13 protein-coding genes are annotated in these 16,620 nt (G+C 71.8%); 5 read left to right on the forward strand and 8 right to left on the reverse strand.

What is annotated here, in order from left to right; translation table 11 throughout:
- Window positions 1–7 precede the first annotated feature (7 nt).
- A complete protein-coding gene (locus OG214_RS22765; RefSeq protein ID WP_363081985.1) occupies window positions 8–1,042 on the reverse strand; it encodes an iron ABC transporter permease in 1,035 nt (344 codons plus the stop codon).
- 129 nt (window positions 1,043–1,171) lie between these two features.
- On the opposite strand from OG214_RS22765, the gene OG214_RS22770 reads away from it, so the two are divergent.
- On the forward strand, window positions 1,172–1,840 hold the full coding sequence (locus tag OG214_RS22770; protein ID WP_405985771.1) for an HAD family hydrolase: 669 nt from the start codon (window positions 1,172–1,174) through the stop codon (window positions 1,838–1,840).
- 57 nt (window positions 1,841–1,897) lie between these two features.
- Here the strand turns inward: OG214_RS22770 and OG214_RS22775 are convergent, their stop codons facing one another.
- Window positions 1,898–2,179 carry a hypothetical protein gene (locus OG214_RS22775; RefSeq protein ID WP_382854708.1) on the reverse strand — a complete coding sequence of 94 codons (282 nt, stop codon included), beginning with the start codon at window positions 2,177–2,179 and terminating at the stop codon, window positions 1,898–1,900.
- A 176-nt stretch (window positions 2,180–2,355) separates the two neighbouring features.
- Here OG214_RS22775 and OG214_RS22780 point away from each other — a divergent pair, with 176 nt between their 5' ends.
- On the forward strand, window positions 2,356–2,739 hold the full coding sequence (locus tag OG214_RS22780; RefSeq protein WP_046507938.1) for a cold-shock protein: 384 nt from the start codon (window positions 2,356–2,358) through the stop codon (window positions 2,737–2,739).
- A 119-nt stretch (window positions 2,740–2,858) separates the two neighbouring features.
- Here the strand turns inward: OG214_RS22780 and OG214_RS22785 are convergent, their stop codons facing one another.
- The 4 genes from OG214_RS22785 to OG214_RS22800 all read right to left on the reverse strand — a co-directional run bounded on the left by OG214_RS22785 (window position 2,859) and on the right by OG214_RS22800 (window position 6,724).
- Window positions 2,859–3,707 (reverse strand): 1,4-dihydroxy-6-naphthoate synthase, encoded by an 849-nt coding sequence (locus tag OG214_RS22785; RefSeq protein ID WP_363081983.1) that lies wholly within the window; start codon window positions 3,705–3,707, stop codon window positions 2,859–2,861.
- Window positions 3,704–4,627, reverse strand: a complete 924-nt coding sequence (locus OG214_RS22790; protein WP_363081982.1) for a futalosine hydrolase — start codon at window positions 4,625–4,627, stop codon at window positions 3,704–3,706. Before OG214_RS22790 ends, OG214_RS22785 begins: the two co-directional genes overlap by 4 nt.
- Window positions 4,628–4,672: 45 nt before the next feature.
- The gene (locus OG214_RS22795; RefSeq protein WP_363081981.1) at window positions 4,673–5,152 is read right to left on the reverse strand and encodes a DUF2771 domain-containing protein; all 480 of its coding nucleotides are present in this window, start codon (window positions 5,150–5,152) and stop codon (window positions 4,673–4,675) included.
- Between the two features lie 174 nt (window positions 5,153–5,326).
- A complete protein-coding gene (locus tag OG214_RS22800) occupies window positions 5,327–6,724 on the reverse strand; it encodes an MFS transporter (RefSeq protein ID WP_405985772.1) in 1,398 nt (465 codons plus the stop codon).
- A gap of 761 nt (window positions 6,725–7,485) precedes the next feature.
- Between OG214_RS22800 and OG214_RS22805 the strand changes: the two genes are divergently transcribed.
- Window positions 7,486–8,493: a DUF3027 domain-containing protein gene (locus tag OG214_RS22805; RefSeq protein WP_363081979.1), complete on the forward strand. Its 1,008-nt coding sequence runs from the start codon at window positions 7,486–7,488 to the stop codon at window positions 8,491–8,493.
- A 203-nt stretch (window positions 8,494–8,696) separates the two neighbouring features.
- Here the strand turns inward: OG214_RS22805 and OG214_RS22810 are convergent, their stop codons facing one another.
- On the reverse strand, window positions 8,697–9,098 hold the full coding sequence (locus OG214_RS22810; RefSeq protein ID WP_363081978.1) for a hypothetical protein: 402 nt from the start codon (window positions 9,096–9,098) through the stop codon (window positions 8,697–8,699).
- Window positions 9,099–9,584: 486 nt separating this feature from the next.
- Between OG214_RS22810 and OG214_RS22815 the strand changes: the two genes are divergently transcribed.
- Window positions 9,585–12,845: a sacsin N-terminal ATP-binding-like domain-containing protein gene (locus OG214_RS22815; protein WP_405985773.1), complete on the forward strand. Its 3,261-nt coding sequence runs from the start codon at window positions 9,585–9,587 to the stop codon at window positions 12,843–12,845.
- 112 nt (window positions 12,846–12,957) lie between these two features.
- Entirely contained in the window at window positions 12,958–13,830 is an 873-nt protein-coding gene (locus tag OG214_RS22820) for a DUF5707 domain-containing protein (protein ID WP_363081976.1), read from the forward strand.
- Window positions 13,831–13,956: 126 nt separating this feature from the next.
- On the opposite strand, the gene OG214_RS22825 is transcribed toward OG214_RS22820, so the two are convergent.
- Entirely contained in the window at window positions 13,957–16,500 is a 2,544-nt protein-coding gene (locus tag OG214_RS22825; protein ID WP_405985774.1) for a cation-translocating P-type ATPase, read from the reverse strand.
- Between the last annotated feature and the right edge of the window lie 120 nt (window positions 16,501–16,620).

Genomic DNA, 16,620 nt, shown 5'->3' on the forward strand with positions numbered 1-16,620 from the left:
ACGGCCGTCACGCCGGCACCGCCTTCCTGCGTACGAGCGCGACCAGGAACGGCACCCCGAGGAGCGCCGTCATCACCCCCGCGGGCACCTCGCTCGGCGGGAAGACGATCCGGCCGATCACATCCGAGACCAGCAGCATCACAGGCCCGATCAGCGCGGCCATCGGAAGCACCCAGCGGTGGTCGGTGCCGACGATCGCACGGGCGATATGCGGAACGGCCAGCCCGACGAAGGCGATCGGTCCCGCCGCCGCGACGCCCACGCCGGTGAGTACCGTCGCGCCGAGGCCGCCCAGCACACGTACGGCCGCGACATTCTGGCCCAGCCCCTTCGCCACGTCCTCACCGAGCGCCAGCGCGTCGAGGCCGCGCGCCACGGAGACCACCAGCACGGTGCCGATGAGCAGGAACGGCCAGATCTGGGACACCACTTCGGCGTCCCGGCCCGCGATCGAGCCCACCTGCCAGAAGCGGAACTCGTCCAGCGTCGCCGCGCTGGTGGTCAGCACCCCCATCGTCACCGAGACGAGCAGCGCGTTGATCGCCGCGCCGCCCAGGGCGAGTTTGACGGGGGTCGCGCCGCCGCGCCCGCTGGAGGCGATCGCGTACACCGCCACCGAGGCGACACCCGCGCCCGCGAACGCGTACCAGACATAGCCGCTGAGGGTGTGCACCCCGGCGAAGGCGATGGCCAGTACGACGCCGACGGAGGCGCCCTGGCTGATCCCGAGGATGCCGGGGTCGGCGATCGGATTGCGGGTGATGCCCTGGAGGACGGTGCCGGCGAGCGCGAGCGCCGCCCCGACCATCAGCCCGATCAGCGTGCGCGGTACGCGCAGTTGCCGGATGACCTCGGCGTCGTCGCCGCGCCCTCCGTGCAGCAGCGCGTCGACGACGGCGGAAGGTGCGACGGCGCGCGCGCCGACCGCGAGGCTCAGCAGGACCGCGAGCAGCACGGCCACGACGGCCGCCGCCGTCCAGCCGATACGGCGGGCGACCAGGGCACGTCGGGCGCTGTGGACCGGCGGGGCGGCGGCTGACATCGGGACCAATCGGAACGGGGTACGGACGGAACGAGCAGGTGGGGTCGGTCTGGTTAGGCTTGGCTAAGTCTAAGCACCCGAATCAAGCCATCCTCAGGGCCCGGCCCGCGCACCGCCCGCGTGGGCACAATGGCTGCCATGGCTTCTTCCACGGCTCGGCACGCACCCACGGTCGGCTTCGACCTCGATATGACCCTCATCGACTCCCGCCCCGGTATTCACGCCGTCTACCTGGCACTTTCCGCCGAGACCGGAGTGCCGATCGACGCCGATCTCGCGATCACCCGGCTCGGGCCGCCGCTCGAAGAGGAGCTGGCGCACTGGTTCCCGGAGGACCGGATCGAGGAGATGGGCGACCGTTACAGGGAGATCTATCCCACATTCGCGATCGCCCCGACGCCCGCGATGCCCGGTGCCCGTGAGGCCATCGCCGCCGTACAGGCGCTCGGCGGCCGGGCGATCGTCGTCACCGCCAAGCACCAGCCGAACGCCGAACTGCATCTGAACCACCTCGGTATCGAGCCGGACGAGGTCGTCGGATGGCTGTGGGCGGAGGCCAAGGCGGTGGCCCTGCGCGAACACGGCGCGACGGTGTACGTGGGTGACCACATCGGCGATGTACGCGGGGCCCGTACGGCCGGGGCGCTCTCCGTCGCCGTACCGACCGGGCCGTGCGACGAGGAGGAGCTGCGGACGGCGGGAGCGGACGTGATCCTGCCGGACCTGACCGCCTTCCCGGCCTGGCTGGAGAGCTACGCGGAGAGCTACGCGACGGTGGAGGCCGCCGACCTGGCCTGACGGCCTGCCGAAGTTCTCACGGCACGACGACCTGGCCTGACGGCCCTCCGGCCAGTCCTAACGTTCCGTCGACCTGGCCTGACGGCGCTGCGCCGCGATCGACCGCAGCACACCCGCGCCCGCGATCAGGAATCCCACCCCCATCAGCATGCAGACGGCATACGCGACGGACGGGAACGGGTCCGTCCCGAGGAACAGCGGCGCCACGGTGATCAGCGTCGCGATCGCGCCGACGATGAAAACGATCGCGCCGATACGGACCAGGCCGTCGCCCGGCCCGGCCTCATCCGTGGTGAGGGGTGCCTCGTCCGTGGTGCGGGGTGCAGGAGTAGCAGTCACCTCACCAGGGTAGTTCCCACCGGACAGCAGCGGACAGGAACCATCCGGCGACGTCTTGTCACCAGCCCCTGGACCATTAGCCTTGGGGTTGGCGGGTCGGTCGACCCGCTGTAGTGCTATCCAGAGCCGTTTTTGTGCGCGCCAGCGCCCCAACGAGTACGAGGACGAGGACAGACGTGCCTACCGGCAAGGTCAAGTGGTTCAACAGTGAGAAGGGCTTCGGCTTTCTCTCCCGTGACGACGGCGGCGACGTCTTCGTGCACTCGTCGGTCCTCCCTGCCGGAGTCGACGCACTCAAGCCAGGCCAGCGCGTGGAGTTCGGCGTCGTCGCGGGCCAGCGGGGTGACCAGGCGCTTTCGGTGACGGTCCTCGACCCGACGCCCTCGGTCGCGGCGGCCCAGCGCCGCAAGCCCGACGAACTGGCCTCGATCGTCCAGGATCTGACGACGCTGCTGGAGAACATCACGCCGATGCTGGAGCGTGGCCGCTATCCCGACAAGGTCCATGGCGCGAAGATCGCGGGTCTGCTGCGCGCCGTCGCGGACCAGTTGGACGTGTGACGCCCCGGGCCCCGTAGCTCCGGGCCCAGTAGCCCAGTAGCCCCGGACTTCGTAGCCCCGGACTCCGTAGCCTCGGGCCTCGTAACCCCGGGCCCCGTAGCTCCACCCGTAGAACCGGATCAGACGAAACGCAACGCGTCACGGCCGAGGGGCGGTACGAGCCCCTCGGCCGCCGCGCGTGTGAGCAGCCCGCGGACCGCCGCGTAGCCGTCGTCGCCCAGATTCGCGGTGAACTCGTTGACGTACAGACCGATGTGCTGGTCCGCCACCGCCGGGTCCATCTCCTGGGAGTGCTCCAGGACATACGGGCGCGAGGCCTCCGGGTCGTCCCACGCCATACGGACCGACCTGCGCACCGACTCCGCCAGGAGCTGGAGCGCCTCGGTGCCCAGCGAGCGCTTCGCGATGATCGCGCCCAGCGGGATCGGCAGGCCCGTCGTGGTCTCCCAGTGCTCGCCCATGTCGGCGAGGCAGTGCAGACCGTAATCCTGATAGGTGAAGCGCGCCTCGTGGATGACGAGTCCGGCGTCCACCTTGCCGTCGCGTACCGCCGGCATGATCTCGTTGAACGGCAGGACGACGACCTCGCCCACCCCGTCCGGGACGACATCCGCCGCCCACAGCCGGAAGAGCAGATAGGCCGTGGAGCGCTCGCTCGGTACGGCGATGGTTTTGCCGGTCAGATCGGTGCCCGGCTCCCGGGTCAGTACGAGCGGACCGCACCCCCGGCCCAGCGCGCCGCCGCACGGCAGCAGTGTGTACTCGTCGAGGACCCAGGGCAGCACGGCGTAGGAGACCTTGAGGACGTCCAACTCACCGCGCTCGGCCATGCCGTTGGTGATGTCGATGTCCGCGAAGGTGACATCGATGTCCGGGGCGCCGATGACCCGGCCGTGGGCCCAGGCCTCGAAGACGAACGTGTCGTTCGGGCAGGGGGAGTAGGCGATCCGCAGCGGCTGCGTGGTCATGACGGCTCCTCGAAGACTGGGGTGAGCAGCGTGAACGCGTACCGCAGCGCGCCCAGGGCCCGGCCGATCTCCCAGGAGGCGCGGTCACGCGGTCCCACGGCGTTGGAGACGGCGCGGATCTCCACACAGGGTACGGAGTGGACGGCGGCGGCCTCGGCGACGCCGAAGCCCTCCATGGCCTCGGCCGCGGCGCGCGGATGGCGTGCGGTCAGCTCTGCCGCGCGGGCCGCCGTGCCGGTCGCGGTGGAGACGGTGAGGATCGGCGCGAGGACAGTCCCGCTTCCCTGAGCGGACCCGGGCCCACTCGCCGCCGTAGCGGCTCCAACTGCCGGAGCCTGCCCGCCCGCCGGAGCCGACCAGCCTGCCGGAGCCCGCCCGCCCGCCGGGGCCAGCCCGCCCGCCGGAGCCGACCTGCCTGCCGGAGCCTGCCCGCCTGCCGGAGCCGACCCGCCCGCCGTAGCGGCGTCCAGGATCTTGGCGATACGGGTGGTCAGTTCGGCCGGGGGGTGGTGGACGCTGCGGCCGAAGCCCAGTTCCTCGACCGGCAGATAGCCGTCGGGGGTCTCGGCGCCGAGGTCGGCCGCGACGATCGAGTCCGCGACGACGAGCGAGCCGACCGGGGCGCGGTGCCGGAAGCCGCCGGCGATTCCGGCCGATATGACGAGGTGGTAGGGAGGGTCGTACGGAGAGGCCGCCAGCGCCGTCGCCGTGGCGACCGCGGACGCCGTCGGGCCGACCCCGCCGGCCAGGACGTCCACCACCGGAATCTGCACGGACCCGGGGCGCGGGGTGAACTGGGCGTGGCCGGCGATCTCGTAGCCACCGGTCAGTTCACGGACGCCGCTGCGGGCGAACCGGTCGAGTCCCGCGGCGACGGAGTCCGCCTCCGCCGCCACCGCCGTTACGACAAGTACACGCATGGCGGAGCCTTCCGGGGCCGGGGCGGGTGCGGGGGCGTGCTGGGGTCAGGACGACTTCTTGAACTCGAACTGCCAGATCCCGACCAGTTCCTTGCCGCTGGTCTCCACGATGCTGACCTGGGTGGCGTTGGTGGGCTCGCCGGTCTGGCTGGAGAAGAACGCGCTGCCGGGGATCGTACGGTACGTCTTCTTGTACGGCTCCTGCTCGGCCTGCTGACCGTCGATGAAGAGCGTCCAGCCGTGCTCGGCGATCGCCGGGTCGACCCCGAAGTGGACCTGGTCGTCCATGGCGACCTCGACGGTCTTCTCCGCCTTCTTGTTGAGGCAGGGCTGGATCTCGGCCGGCTTGATCGCCTTGCCGTCGTTGTAGCAGGCGGCCTCGGTGTTGACCGAGTTGTCGCCGACCGTCACGGTCGCGAGCGGCGTCGGCTTGTCACAGGCGGCGAGGACGAGGAGTCCGGCGGACACAGCACCGAGGGCGACGCCGGCCCTGCGGGCCCTACCAGAGAAGAACGCAACGGTCATGGGGCGAAGGCTATCGGTCGTACCATCACGGGCCGCGAGGGGGTACGGCGAGCCGCACCTGCTCACACGGCGTGCGGGCCCGGGAACACGGCGCGGCGGAGGCGGCGTACGGACGGGGGTGCGCGAGCGAACGGGCCGCGCGGGCCTGGTGTCAGGCCACGCGAGGGTGCGGGGTCAGGCCACGCGGGGATGCGGGGTGCCGTGCCTGGCCACGCTCAGCAGTCCCCGCGCCGCGAAGAGCGCCCCGACCCCGATGATCGTGGCGGCGACGGACATGCCCAGCACCCCGTTGAGCGGCAGCGCGATCCCGATCGCGCCGCCCACCACCCAGGACATCTGGAGCGCCGTCTCGGAGCGCGCGAAGGCCGAGGTCCGTACCTCCTCGGGGACGTCCCGCTGGATCACCGCGTCCAGGGACAGTTTCGACAGCGCCTGGCAGAGCCCCGCGACCGCGCACAGCAGGGCCATCAGCGGGCCCCCGAAGAACAGCGCCGCGAGGATCGCCGTGGTGAAGGCGATGCCCAGCATCGTGGCGATGATCACTTCGGGACCGCGGGCCTTGAGCCAGGCGCCCACCGCCGTACCCAGGGCGTTGCCCGCACCGGCCGCGACGCCCACGATGCCGAGGGAGACGGCCGCCGTCTGGCCCGGGAGCGGATGCTCGCGCAGCAGAAAGGCGAGGAAGAAGATCAGGAAGCCGGAGAGCGCGCGGTGGGAGGCGTTCGCCTGGAGGCCGTGCAGCACCGAGGGGCCGACCGTACGGAGACTGGGCCGCTTCTCGCCGCGCTTGACCAGCCGGGCCTTTCGCTCGCCCTTCGCCGAGTCGACCTTGTGGGGCAGGGAGAACGCCAGGAACGTTCCGCCGAGGAAGACCAGACAGGCGCCGTAGAGCGGCCACTTGGGGCCGATCTGATGCAGTCCCGCACCGATCGGGGCGGCGACTCCGGTGGCGAGCAGCCCGGCGAGCGTGACGCGTGAGTTGGCCCGTACCAGCGAGAAGCCCGGTGGCAGCAGCCGCGGTACGACGGCGCTGCGGATCACCCCGTACGCCTTCGACGCGACCAGCACCCCGAGCGCCGCCGGATACAGCTCCAGACTGCCGGTTATGACGGCGGCCGACATGAGGATCGCGAGCGCGGCCCTGGTGAACATGGCGCAGGCCATGGCGGCGCGGCGGCCGTGCGGAAGATGGTCGAGGAGAGGGCCGATGACCGGGGCGAGCAGGGTGAAGGGCGCCATGGTGATGGCGAGATAGAGCGCGACGCGGCCCCGGGCCTCGTCGGTCGGTACGGAGAAGAAGACGGTCGAGGCGAGCGCCACGGTGATCATCACATCGCCGGCGCCGTTCACGGCGTGCAGCTCGATCAGCTTGCCGAGCCCGGACTCTCCCGCGCCGTGCGCGTGCGTGGCCTTGCGGATGACCCGGGCGGTGCCGGTGACCGGCAGGCGCACGGCACGGCCGATGGCCCGCCCGGTCCTGCGGAGCGGGCCTGCTGCGTCGTCGGACGACCTCGCGGCTGCCACCCCGTCATAGTGCCCCAAGGGTCCCTGGTACGAACCGATCCCGGGCATGACGGGGCCGTGACGGCGCCATGAAGGACGAGCGGGGGCGCGTCGTCGGCGGGTGGGGAGGAATTCACCGCGCCCCGGACCGGGGGGCGGGTTTCGGTCATCGGCGGGCGGTGCCCATGGGGTACGGAGCGGTCCCGGGGGCCGGAGGGGGACGTGTGGGGGAGTCGCGGGGGGACACGTCCGGGTGTCCGTTCGGGCATGTCCGGGGGACAACCCTCTCGGCCCGGGGAGCGGGGCGCGGTGCCGGGTGGACGGGGTTCGGGAGGGCGCTCGTCGACGGGCCGGCCGCCTCCGGGGCGGTCCGGGGGCGGTCTCGGGGCGGTCGCGAGGCGGCTCCAGGGCTGTTCCGGGGCTGTTCCGGGCAGGTCCCAGGCCGGTTCCGGGTCGGTTCCCGGCCGGTCCGGGGTTGGCTCGGGATTGGCTCGGGATTGGCTCGGCGGTGGCCGGGAAATGGTTCCGGGCCCATCACGGAGCGGATCTCACAGGGTCACGGGCTTGTTGCGGTGTTGCCCGAAGTGCGGGAAAGGCGGCGTGCAGGTGGGCGGGGGGCGGCAGAGGGGGTAGCGTGCGTAGCGCGCCACCGGCGGTTGTTCTCGGCCGCGCGCCTGTTCGTCATCCCGCAGAATGGATGACGGTAGGTGTGCCCGAGGAGAGGTCGGGCGCGGACGTCGATGCGGCCCTCTGGTCCGCTCCGCCCGCGGCTCGTACATCGCGAATCGGCCGGCGCACCCGTGATACGGCGTAGGAGAGAAGCGAGACCTGTGAGTGCTGCGACGACGCGAAGCCGTACCCCTGACCGCCTGTGCGTCGAGGCGGTAGACCTCGCCAGGACGGCCGCCGAGGAGGCGGCCGCGCCCGGGGTCGTCGGGGAGCATGTCTCGGCGGTGGCGGAGGGAGACCGGGTCGTCACCCACTTCTTCGAGTGCAAGGAGCCGGGATACCGGGGCTGGCGCTGGGCCGTGACGGTCGCGCGGGCCTCCCGCGCCAAGCTCGTCACCCTGGACGAAACGGTGCTGCTGCCGGGCCCCGACGCCCTGCTGGCGCCGGAGTGGGTGCCCTGGAGCGAGCGGCTCAGGCCCGGCGACATGGGCCCCGGCGATCTGCTGCCCACCGAGGCGGAGGATCTGCGGCTGGAGCCCGGCTACTCGGGCGAGGACGTGCCGCCGCCGAACTCGGTGCTGGCCGCGGACGCGGTGACCCCGCAGAACCTCGCGGACCTCGTGGAGGCGGAGGACGCGGAGCCGGCGGAGGACCTGACGGCGGGGGGCGTGGCCGGGGCCGAGGCCGGACCCGAGGCGGGCCCCGGAGGGGTCTCCCCCGCAGCGGCCGTACCCGCCGTACCCGCGCGCGGCTCGATCGCGTCGGTCGCGGAGGAACTGGGCATGCGCAGGGCGCGTGTGCTGTCGCGGTACGGGCTGCATGTGGCGGCCGACCGCTGGGACGAGTCGTTCGGCGCGAAGACCCCCATGGCACAGGCGGCGCCCGCGCCCTGTGTCTCCTGCGGCTTCCTGCTGCCTCTCGCGGGCTCGCTGCGCCAGGCCTTCGGCGTCTGCGCCAACGAGTTCTCCCCGGCGGACGGCCGTGTCGTCTCGCTGGCGTACGGCTGCGGCGGTCACTCGGAGGCGGCGGTCATGCCCAAGCCGCTGCGCCCCGCGCCGCCCGTACTGGACTCGATGGCCTCCGACACCTTCCCGCTGCGGCCGTCCCCCGACAGCGGCTCGGTGCCGGCGGAGCCGGAGGACGAGACGGAAGACCTCGGCCACTCGTAACGTTCGTGACGTTCGTAAGGCTCGTGGCGTTCGTAAGGCGATGGCGGCGCGGATGAATGCGTGATCGAAACGCCCCGCGTGCGTGATTGAAACGCCCTGCGTGAACGCCCCGCGTGAACGCCGTGGGTGAACACCGATTCGCCCTGCCGAAAGATTCCGGCAGGGCGAATGGTCAAACACCCGTAAATGATGTTGCGACGAAATCAGCTGCCGTATCCACCACCTCGCAATGCGCGGTAGCCGCCGGGACAGGTGATCGTGACGCGCTTGGCCCCGGACAGCGGGCCGAGGACGTACCGATAGCCGTTCGAGCAGTCGACGTAGACGTAGTATCGGCTGCCGGAACAGGAGAGGGCGAACGTGGAACCCGAGAAGTACGGGTCCCAGCAGCTCAGCGAAGCCTCCTGCGGGGGCACTTCCCTGTCGTGCCCCGCCGACCCGGCGATCGTGCCGCTCGTGGTGCGCCCGGTGGCGAGATCCGCCGCCGAATACCCCGCTCCGCTGGGCGCGTCGGCGGCCTGAGCCACCGGTGCCAGCCCTCCACCGATCCCGAGGGCGAGCATCGCACCGGCCACGAGCACGCCCAGAGATTTGAGAATCTTCATCTCATTCCTTTCCAGTCCCGGTTCGCCCGGCACTTCTGCCGGACCAATGGCCGGGACGAAATCGAGGATCCCGGGGGCTCGATATCGGAGCAAGATGGTCAGCATTACGGTCAGTGATCGCCGATGAATTTCCCTTTCCCTCGATTCGTTGCCGTCCTTCGGAAGAGTCGTTTCAGCTGGCCGACCCGTCCTAATAGAGGTTCACCCGAAAGGGTGGCGAATTCTCGTCAGGACGGTTCTGGTCAGGAATAGCTGGGGAGTGTGCCGCCGTGCACCGCGTCCCGGTGCCGCCGAGGACAGCTCCGGCAGTGCACCGCCTGACCCAATTCCCCGGCGACGACTCCGGGTTGCCCGGTCCACGGCCACCGCCCGGCACTCGCACCGCCCCTGCCGGAGGCGACCCCGCACCCCCGGGTGGGGTGGTACGCGGTACCTTCGGCCGCACGGGGATGGTGGGACGTAGCCGGAGCAGAGTGGAGTCACAGCGTGAGCGTCAGGACGACCGAGGGGGCCGACCCGTTCGGAACGGCGCGGCTGCGGCGGGGGGTGCTCGACGCGTGGGGGGCCAGTCCCGCGCGGTTCCGGGAGGACGCCAACGCCGAGGAGGACCTCGCGCTCGGCGGCTACCGCGACCGGCTCGTGGTCGAGCTGGCCCAGAACGCCGCCGACGCCGCCGCCCGCGCCGGGGTGCCCGGACGGTTCCGGCTGACCCTGCGGCCCGGCACCGCCGAGGGCCCCGCCGTGCTGGTGGCCGCCAATACCGGCGCCCCCCTCGACGCCACCGGTGTCGAGTCGCTCTCCACCCTGCGCGCCTCCGCCAAGCGCGAGGGGCACGAGGCCGCCGTCGGACGGTTCGGCGTCGGATTCGCCGCCGTGCTCTCCGTCAGCGACGAACCGGCCGTCATCGGACGGCACGGCGGCGTCCGCTGGTCCCTCTCCGAGGCCCGCGAGCTGGCCGGGCGGGCCGCCCAGGCGAGCCCGGGTCTCGGGGACGAACTCCGCCGGCGCGAAGGCCACGTACCGCTGCTGCGGCTGCCCCTGCCCGCCGAGGGCACGGCCCCCGAGGGGTACGACACCGTCGTCATCCTGCCCCTGCGCGACGGCACCGCCGCCGATCTCGTGGAGCGGCTGCTCGCCGGGATCGACGACGCCCTGCTGCTGACCCTCACCGGTCTCACCGAGATCGTCGTAGAGACCCCCGACGGGGAGCGGGCACTGCGCCGCTCGCAGGACGGGCCGTATGTCGACATCGAGGACGTCGGCATCAAGAGCGCCGGTACCAAGGGCGCCGGTATCGAGAGCGCCGGTGGCCAGAGCGGCATCCGTATCGAGGGCGCCGGTGTCGAGGACGGCAGCGTCCGCAGCCGCTGGCGCGTCGTCAGCCAGCACGGCCCCACCGCGCCCGAACTCCTCGAAGGGCGGCCCCTGGAGGAGCGTCTGCGCCCGCACTGGTCGGTCACCTGGGCCGTTCCCGTGGACGCGGAGGGCGCCCCCGTACGGCCCGCCACCGCGCCCGTCGTACACGCCCCGACCCCCACCGACGAGCCGCTCGGTGTGCCCGCCCTGCTGATCGCCTCGCTGCCGCTGGACACCACCCGGCGCCACCCCGCGCCCGGACCGCTCACCGACTTCCTGGTCGAGAAGGCGGCCGACGCGTACGCCGAACTGCTCGGCGGCTGGGCGCCCGTCTCCACCGGCACCATCGACCTCGTGCCCGGCCCCCTCGGCAAGGGCGAACTGGACGGGCGGCTGCGGGCCGCGATCCTGGAGCGACTGCCCCGGGTCGCCTTTCTCGCGCCCGCCGCTCCGGCCGCCCCGGTCGAGGACGAGCACGGGGGCGGGGAAGGGGACGAGGAGACGGGCGGAGCACCCGCCGCCCTCCGGCCCTTCGAGGCCGAGGTCGTAGAAGGCGCCGGCGCCGACACCGTACGCGTACTGGCCGAAGTGCTGCCGACCCTGCTGCCCGCCGGGCTCGAACGCCGTACGGAGCTGCGCACCCTGGGTGTCGGCCGGCTCCCGCTCGGTGAGGCCATCGAGCGGATCGCGGGCATCGAGCGGCCCGCGGCCTGGTGGTGGCGGCTGTACGAGTCGCTCGCGGGCGTCGACCCCGAGCGGCTGTCCGGACTGCCGGTGCCGCTCGCCAACGGCCGTACCACCATCGGTCCGCGCCAGGTCCTGCTGCCGCTGCCCGACGCCGAGGCCGCCGCGGACCTGGCCAGGCTGGGACTGAAGGTCGCCCATCCCGAGGCCGCCCATCCCCTGCTGGAGAAGCTGGGCGCGCTGCCCGCCACCCCCCGTGCCGTACTGACGACCCCTCAGGTGCGCGCGGCCGTCGCCGCCTCGCTGGACGCGGGCGACATCTGGGACGCGGACCTCGAAGACGCGGCCCATCCGGACGCGGAGGAACTGGCCGAGATCGTGCTCGGTCTCGTACGGGACGCGGGACTTGAGGCGGGCGACGAACCGTGGCTCGGCGCGCTCGCCCTGACCGACGAGGACGGCGAGCTGGCCCCCGCCGGTGAACTCGTCCTGCCCGGCAGCCCGTTCGCCGCCGTCCTGCGCGAGGACGAACTCGCCTTCTGCGACGCCGACCTGGCAGAACGCTGGGGCGAACAGCCGCTCGCCGCCTGTGGCGTGCTGGCCGGTTTCGCGCTCGTACGCGCCACGGACGTCGTCCTCGATCCGGACGAACTGGAGCCCCGCGACGGGGACTTCGCCGAGCCTGACGACGCGGGTCTGCTGGACGCGGTGGACGTCTGGTGCGAGGACGTCCTCGACCGGCTGCCCGAGACGCCCGTACCGCCGGTCGCCACGGAGATCGTGGCCGTACGGGACCTGGACCTGGTGGACGACGACGCGTGGCCGCGGGCCCTGGCCCTGCTGGCCCGGCCGCCGCTGCGGGACGCGCTGGTCCAGCCCGTACGGGTGCTGCTGCCCGACGGCACGACGGAGACGGTGCGTTCGTACACCGCGTGGTGGCTGCGCGACCATCCCGTGCTCGACGGGCGGCGCCCGGCCGGACTGCGGGCCGCGGGCGGCGATCCGCTGCTGGCCGGACTGTACGACCCGGTGGACGCGACGGGCTTTGACGACGCGCAGGTGCTGCGGGCGCTGGGGGTACGGACCTCCGTCGCGGCGCTGCTCGACGAGCCCGGCGGCGCGGCGGAGCTGCTCGGCCGGCTCGCGGACCCGGACCGCGAGGTCACCCCGCAGCAGTTGCACGCCCTCTACACGGCCCTCGCCGGTCTCGACCCGGAACAGGTGACGCTCCCGGACGAGCTGCGCGCGGTCGTCGACGGCGAGGTACGGGTGGTCGACGCGGCGGACGCGGTGATCGCGGACGCCCCCGATCTGCTGCCGCTGGCGGGCGGGACGCCGCTCCTCCCGGTGTCACCGGCGCGGTTCGCGGAGCTGGCCGAGCTGCTCCAGGTACGGCGGCTGAGCGAGACGGTCGTGGCGGAGGTGACCACGGAGGGCGAGGAGCACACCGTCCCCGAGCCGGTCCATGTGCTGCTCGGCGCGGGCACGCCCGAGAGGTACGTCGAGCACGAGGAACTGCTCGCGGGCGGCGCCGAACTGGACTGGCGCCGCACCCCGGACGGAGTGGTGCACGCGGCGACGCTGGAGGGCGTGGCGGCGGGTCTCGCCTGGGCGGCGGGCCAGTGGCCCCGGCGCTTCGAGGTGGCGGCGCTGCTGGAGGACCCGTCCCGGACGGAGGAACTGGCGCGGGACCGCTGGTTCGACTGAGCCCCGCGGCGGATCTTCGCAAAGATTTCCTATTTCCATACAACTTTTCACCCGCTCCCCAGGTCTGGGTTCCCGGGTCAACAGACCCTCGGAAACCAGACTTGGGGAACACATGCGTATTCGTGCCACTGTTGCCGCGGTCTCCGGCGCCCTGGCCCTGTCCGCTCTCGCCGTGCCGGCCTCGCAGGCCGCGGACGGCCACCGGGACGCTCCCGCGGCAGGGAAGTACGGGTTCTCGGCGCAGGAGCGCACCGCCGCACCGAAGGCCGGCCAGCGCGCGCTGGGGGCCAAGGCGGCCAACGCCGTCCCCACGCTCGGCAAGGTCGTCGTGAACGGCGGCAAGCCCATCGTGGTGGGCAGCACCAACGCCAAGAAGGTCACCATCGCCATCACCGCGTCCTCCGACTCGGGCATCGCCGACGCCTCGACGATCCTCTGGTTCGGTGACGCGATCGAGGACGGCAGCGGCTACGCCTTCTACCAGAACGAGGAGGCCGCCACCTGCAAGGCGGCCAACGCCACCACCTCGACCTGCACGCTCACCGTGACGGTCGACTCGCTGGAACTGATCAACACGGACGCCCGCACCTGGAAGGTCGGCGCCGCCGCGCTGGCGAATGACGGGGAGGTCGTGGTCAAGGACGCCTCCGGCACGGTCAAGGTCCAGCGTCAGTCGAAGGTGACGGTGAACGCCGCTCCGGAGCCGGTCAAGAAGGGCGGCACCATCACGGTCACGGGCAGCCTGACCCGTGCCGACTGGGACAAGAACAAGTACGTGGGCTTCGGCACCCAGTCGGTGGTGCTCCAGTTCCGTAAGAAGACCAGCACCGCCTACACCAACGTCAAGGGTGTGAAGTCCTCCTCCACCGGTGCGCTGAAGACCACCGTCAAGGCGACGGAGGACGGCTACTACCGCTGGAACTACCTGGGTATCGCCTCGACCGCGCCGGTCACCGTCGCGGGCGACTTCGTCGATGTGAAGTAGAGCCCAGTCGATGTGAAGTAGAGCCAACCGGTACGACGAGGGGCCCGGCAGCCTGCCGGGCCCCTTCGCCGTCCCCGGGACCGCCCATGCCTACGCCCCGGCCCGCACCCGCACCCGCGCACACGTCTACGCCGGGAATCTGCGGCCCACCCACCGCCAGCAGAACTCCAGCGCCGCCGACGCCACCACCGCGATCCCGACCGCCAGCCACGGCATCGTCGTACCCACCAGCTTCAGCGCGAAGAAGTGCTGGAGCGCCGGTACGCCCAGGACCACCAGGAACGCCACCCCCATCGTCACCACCAGCGCGATCCGCCACCAGGTGTACGGGCGTGCCACGATCGCCAGCACCCACATGGAGACCAGGAAGAGCGTGAGGGTGGCCGCGCTGGTCTCCGCACCGAGGGCGTCGGGGCCCGAGTAGTAGTGGCGGGCCAGCATATAGGCGACGAAGGTGGCGGTTCCGGCGATGACGCCAGACGGAATCGAGTAACGCATCACCCGCCGTACGAAGTTCGGCCGCGCCCGCTCCGTGTTCGGGGCCAGCGCCAGGAAGAACGCCGGCACACCGATCGTCAGCGTCGACAGCAGCGTGAGATGCCGGGGCAGGAACGGGTACTCCACCTGGAAACAGGCCACCAGGATCGCCAGCAGCACCGAGTAGACCGTCTTCGTCAGAAAGAGGGTCGCCACCCGTGTGATGTTGCCGATGACCCGCCGGCCCTCCGCCACCACCGACGGCAGCGTCGAGAAGCTGTTGTTCAGCAGCACGATCTGCGCCACGGCCCGGGTCGCCTCCGAGCCCGAGCCCATCGAGACACCGATGTCCGCGTCCTTCAGCGCCAGGACGTCGTTGACGCCGTCGCCCGTCATCGCGACCGTGTGCCCGCGTGACTGGAGGGCGCCGACCATGTCGCGCTTCTGCTGCGGGGTGACCCGGCCGAAGACCGTGGCCGCTTCGATGGCCTCCGCCATCTCCTCCCGCTCGGTGGGCAGCAGCCGGGCGTCGACCGTACGCTCCGCGCCCGGGAGACCGAGCTTTCCGGCCACGGCGGCGACCGAGACCGCGTTGTCGCCGGAGATGACCTTGGCGTCGACGTCCTGCTGGGCGAAGTAGGCGAGGGTGTCGGCGGCGTCCGGCCGCAGCCGCTGCTCCAGTACGAGGATCGCGGTCGGCTCGGCCCCCGCCACCGCCTCCGGCGAGTCAAGGGCGTGCGCGGCGCCGCCCGCGGCTCCGGCGTCGCCCGCGTCGTTCGCACATCCCGCGCCGCCTCCGGCCCGTGCGAGCAGCAGGACCCGCAGACCCTGTTCATTGAGCCGGTCGATCCCGGCGAGCGCCGGATCGTCATGCGGCAGCAGCACGTCCGGCGCGCCGAGCAGCCACCCAGAGGAGGACCCGTCGGCCTCGCTGAAGACGGCGCCGCTGTACTTGCGTACGGAGGAGAAGGGCAGCGCCGCCCTGACGGGCCACTCGCCGCGCTCCTCGCCGAACGCGTCGACGACCGCCCGGAGGCTCGCGTTGGGGCGCGGGTCGGACTTCCCGAGCGCGCCGAGCACCTTCCGTACGTACGTCTCGTCGGCGCCGCCCAGGACGCGCAGCTCGCTGACGTTCATACCGCCCTCGGTCAGCGTGCCGGTCTTGTCGAGACAGACGACATCGACGCGCGCGAGCCCTTCGATGGCGGGCAGCTCCTGGACGAGGCACTGCTTGCGGGCGAGCCGGATCACTCCGATCGCGAAGGCGACGGAGGTCAGCAGCACCAGTCCCTCGGGGATCATCGGGACGATGCCGCCGACGGTCCTGGCGATGGAGTCCTTGAAGTTGGTCTGCTTGACGACGAGCTGGCTGACGATGAGCCCGAGGGCCGTCGGGATCATCATCCAGGTCACATACTTGAGGATGGTGCTGATGCCGTTGCGCAGCTCGGAGTCGACGAGCGTGAAACGGGACGCCTCCTCGGCGAGCCGCGCGGCATAGGCGTCGCGCCCGACCTTGGTCGCCCGGAACGCGCCGCCGCCGACGACCACGAAGCTGCCGGACATCAAGGAGTCGCCGGGGTGTTTCAGTACCGGATCGGCCTCGCCGGTCAGCAGCGACTCGTCGACTTCGAGACTCTCGGCCTCGACCACCTCGCCGTCGACGACGACCTTGTCGCCGGGGCCCAGCTCGATGAGATCCTCAAGGACGATCCGCGCGGTGGAGATCTCGGTGGCGACGCCGTCCCGCCGTACGGTCGGCTTCGCCTCGCCGATGACCGCGAGTCCGTCGAGGGTTCTCTTGGCGCGCAGTTCCTGGATGATGCCGATGCCGGTGTTGGCGAGGATCACATAGCCGAAGAGCGTGTCCTGGATCGGCGCGACGAAGGACATGATCACCCAGAGCACACCGATGACCGCGTTGAAGCGGGTGAAGACATTGGCGCGGACGATCTCGACGGCGGAGCGGCTGCTGCGGACGGGGACGTCGTTGACCTCGCCACGGGCGATGTGCCGCGCCACCTCGGCGCTGGTCAGACCGGTGTGACGGCCGGAGGGCCGCGGGAGCTTCATGGGGTGTACGGGGTCGAGTTCGGCGCCCGCGTCGATGGTGGGGCCGTGAGATCCGCGGCCGTGCGGCTCGGGGCCATGGGGCTCGGGGCCGTCGGTGTCGATCTTCGCCCGCTGCGTCATGGTTTCGACGGTACGACCGGTGGGACCCGTTCACCCGCCGAGTGGCCGGAGATCCGACCCTGGGACGAGAGGGATGGTCCTCCGGCAGTACGCGGGGGAGCGAGGGGCGGAACTTTGGTC

This window comes from Streptomyces sp. NBC_00872, assembly GCF_045161915.1.
Taxonomy (GTDB): domain Bacteria; phylum Actinomycetota; class Actinomycetes; order Streptomycetales; family Streptomycetaceae; genus Streptomyces.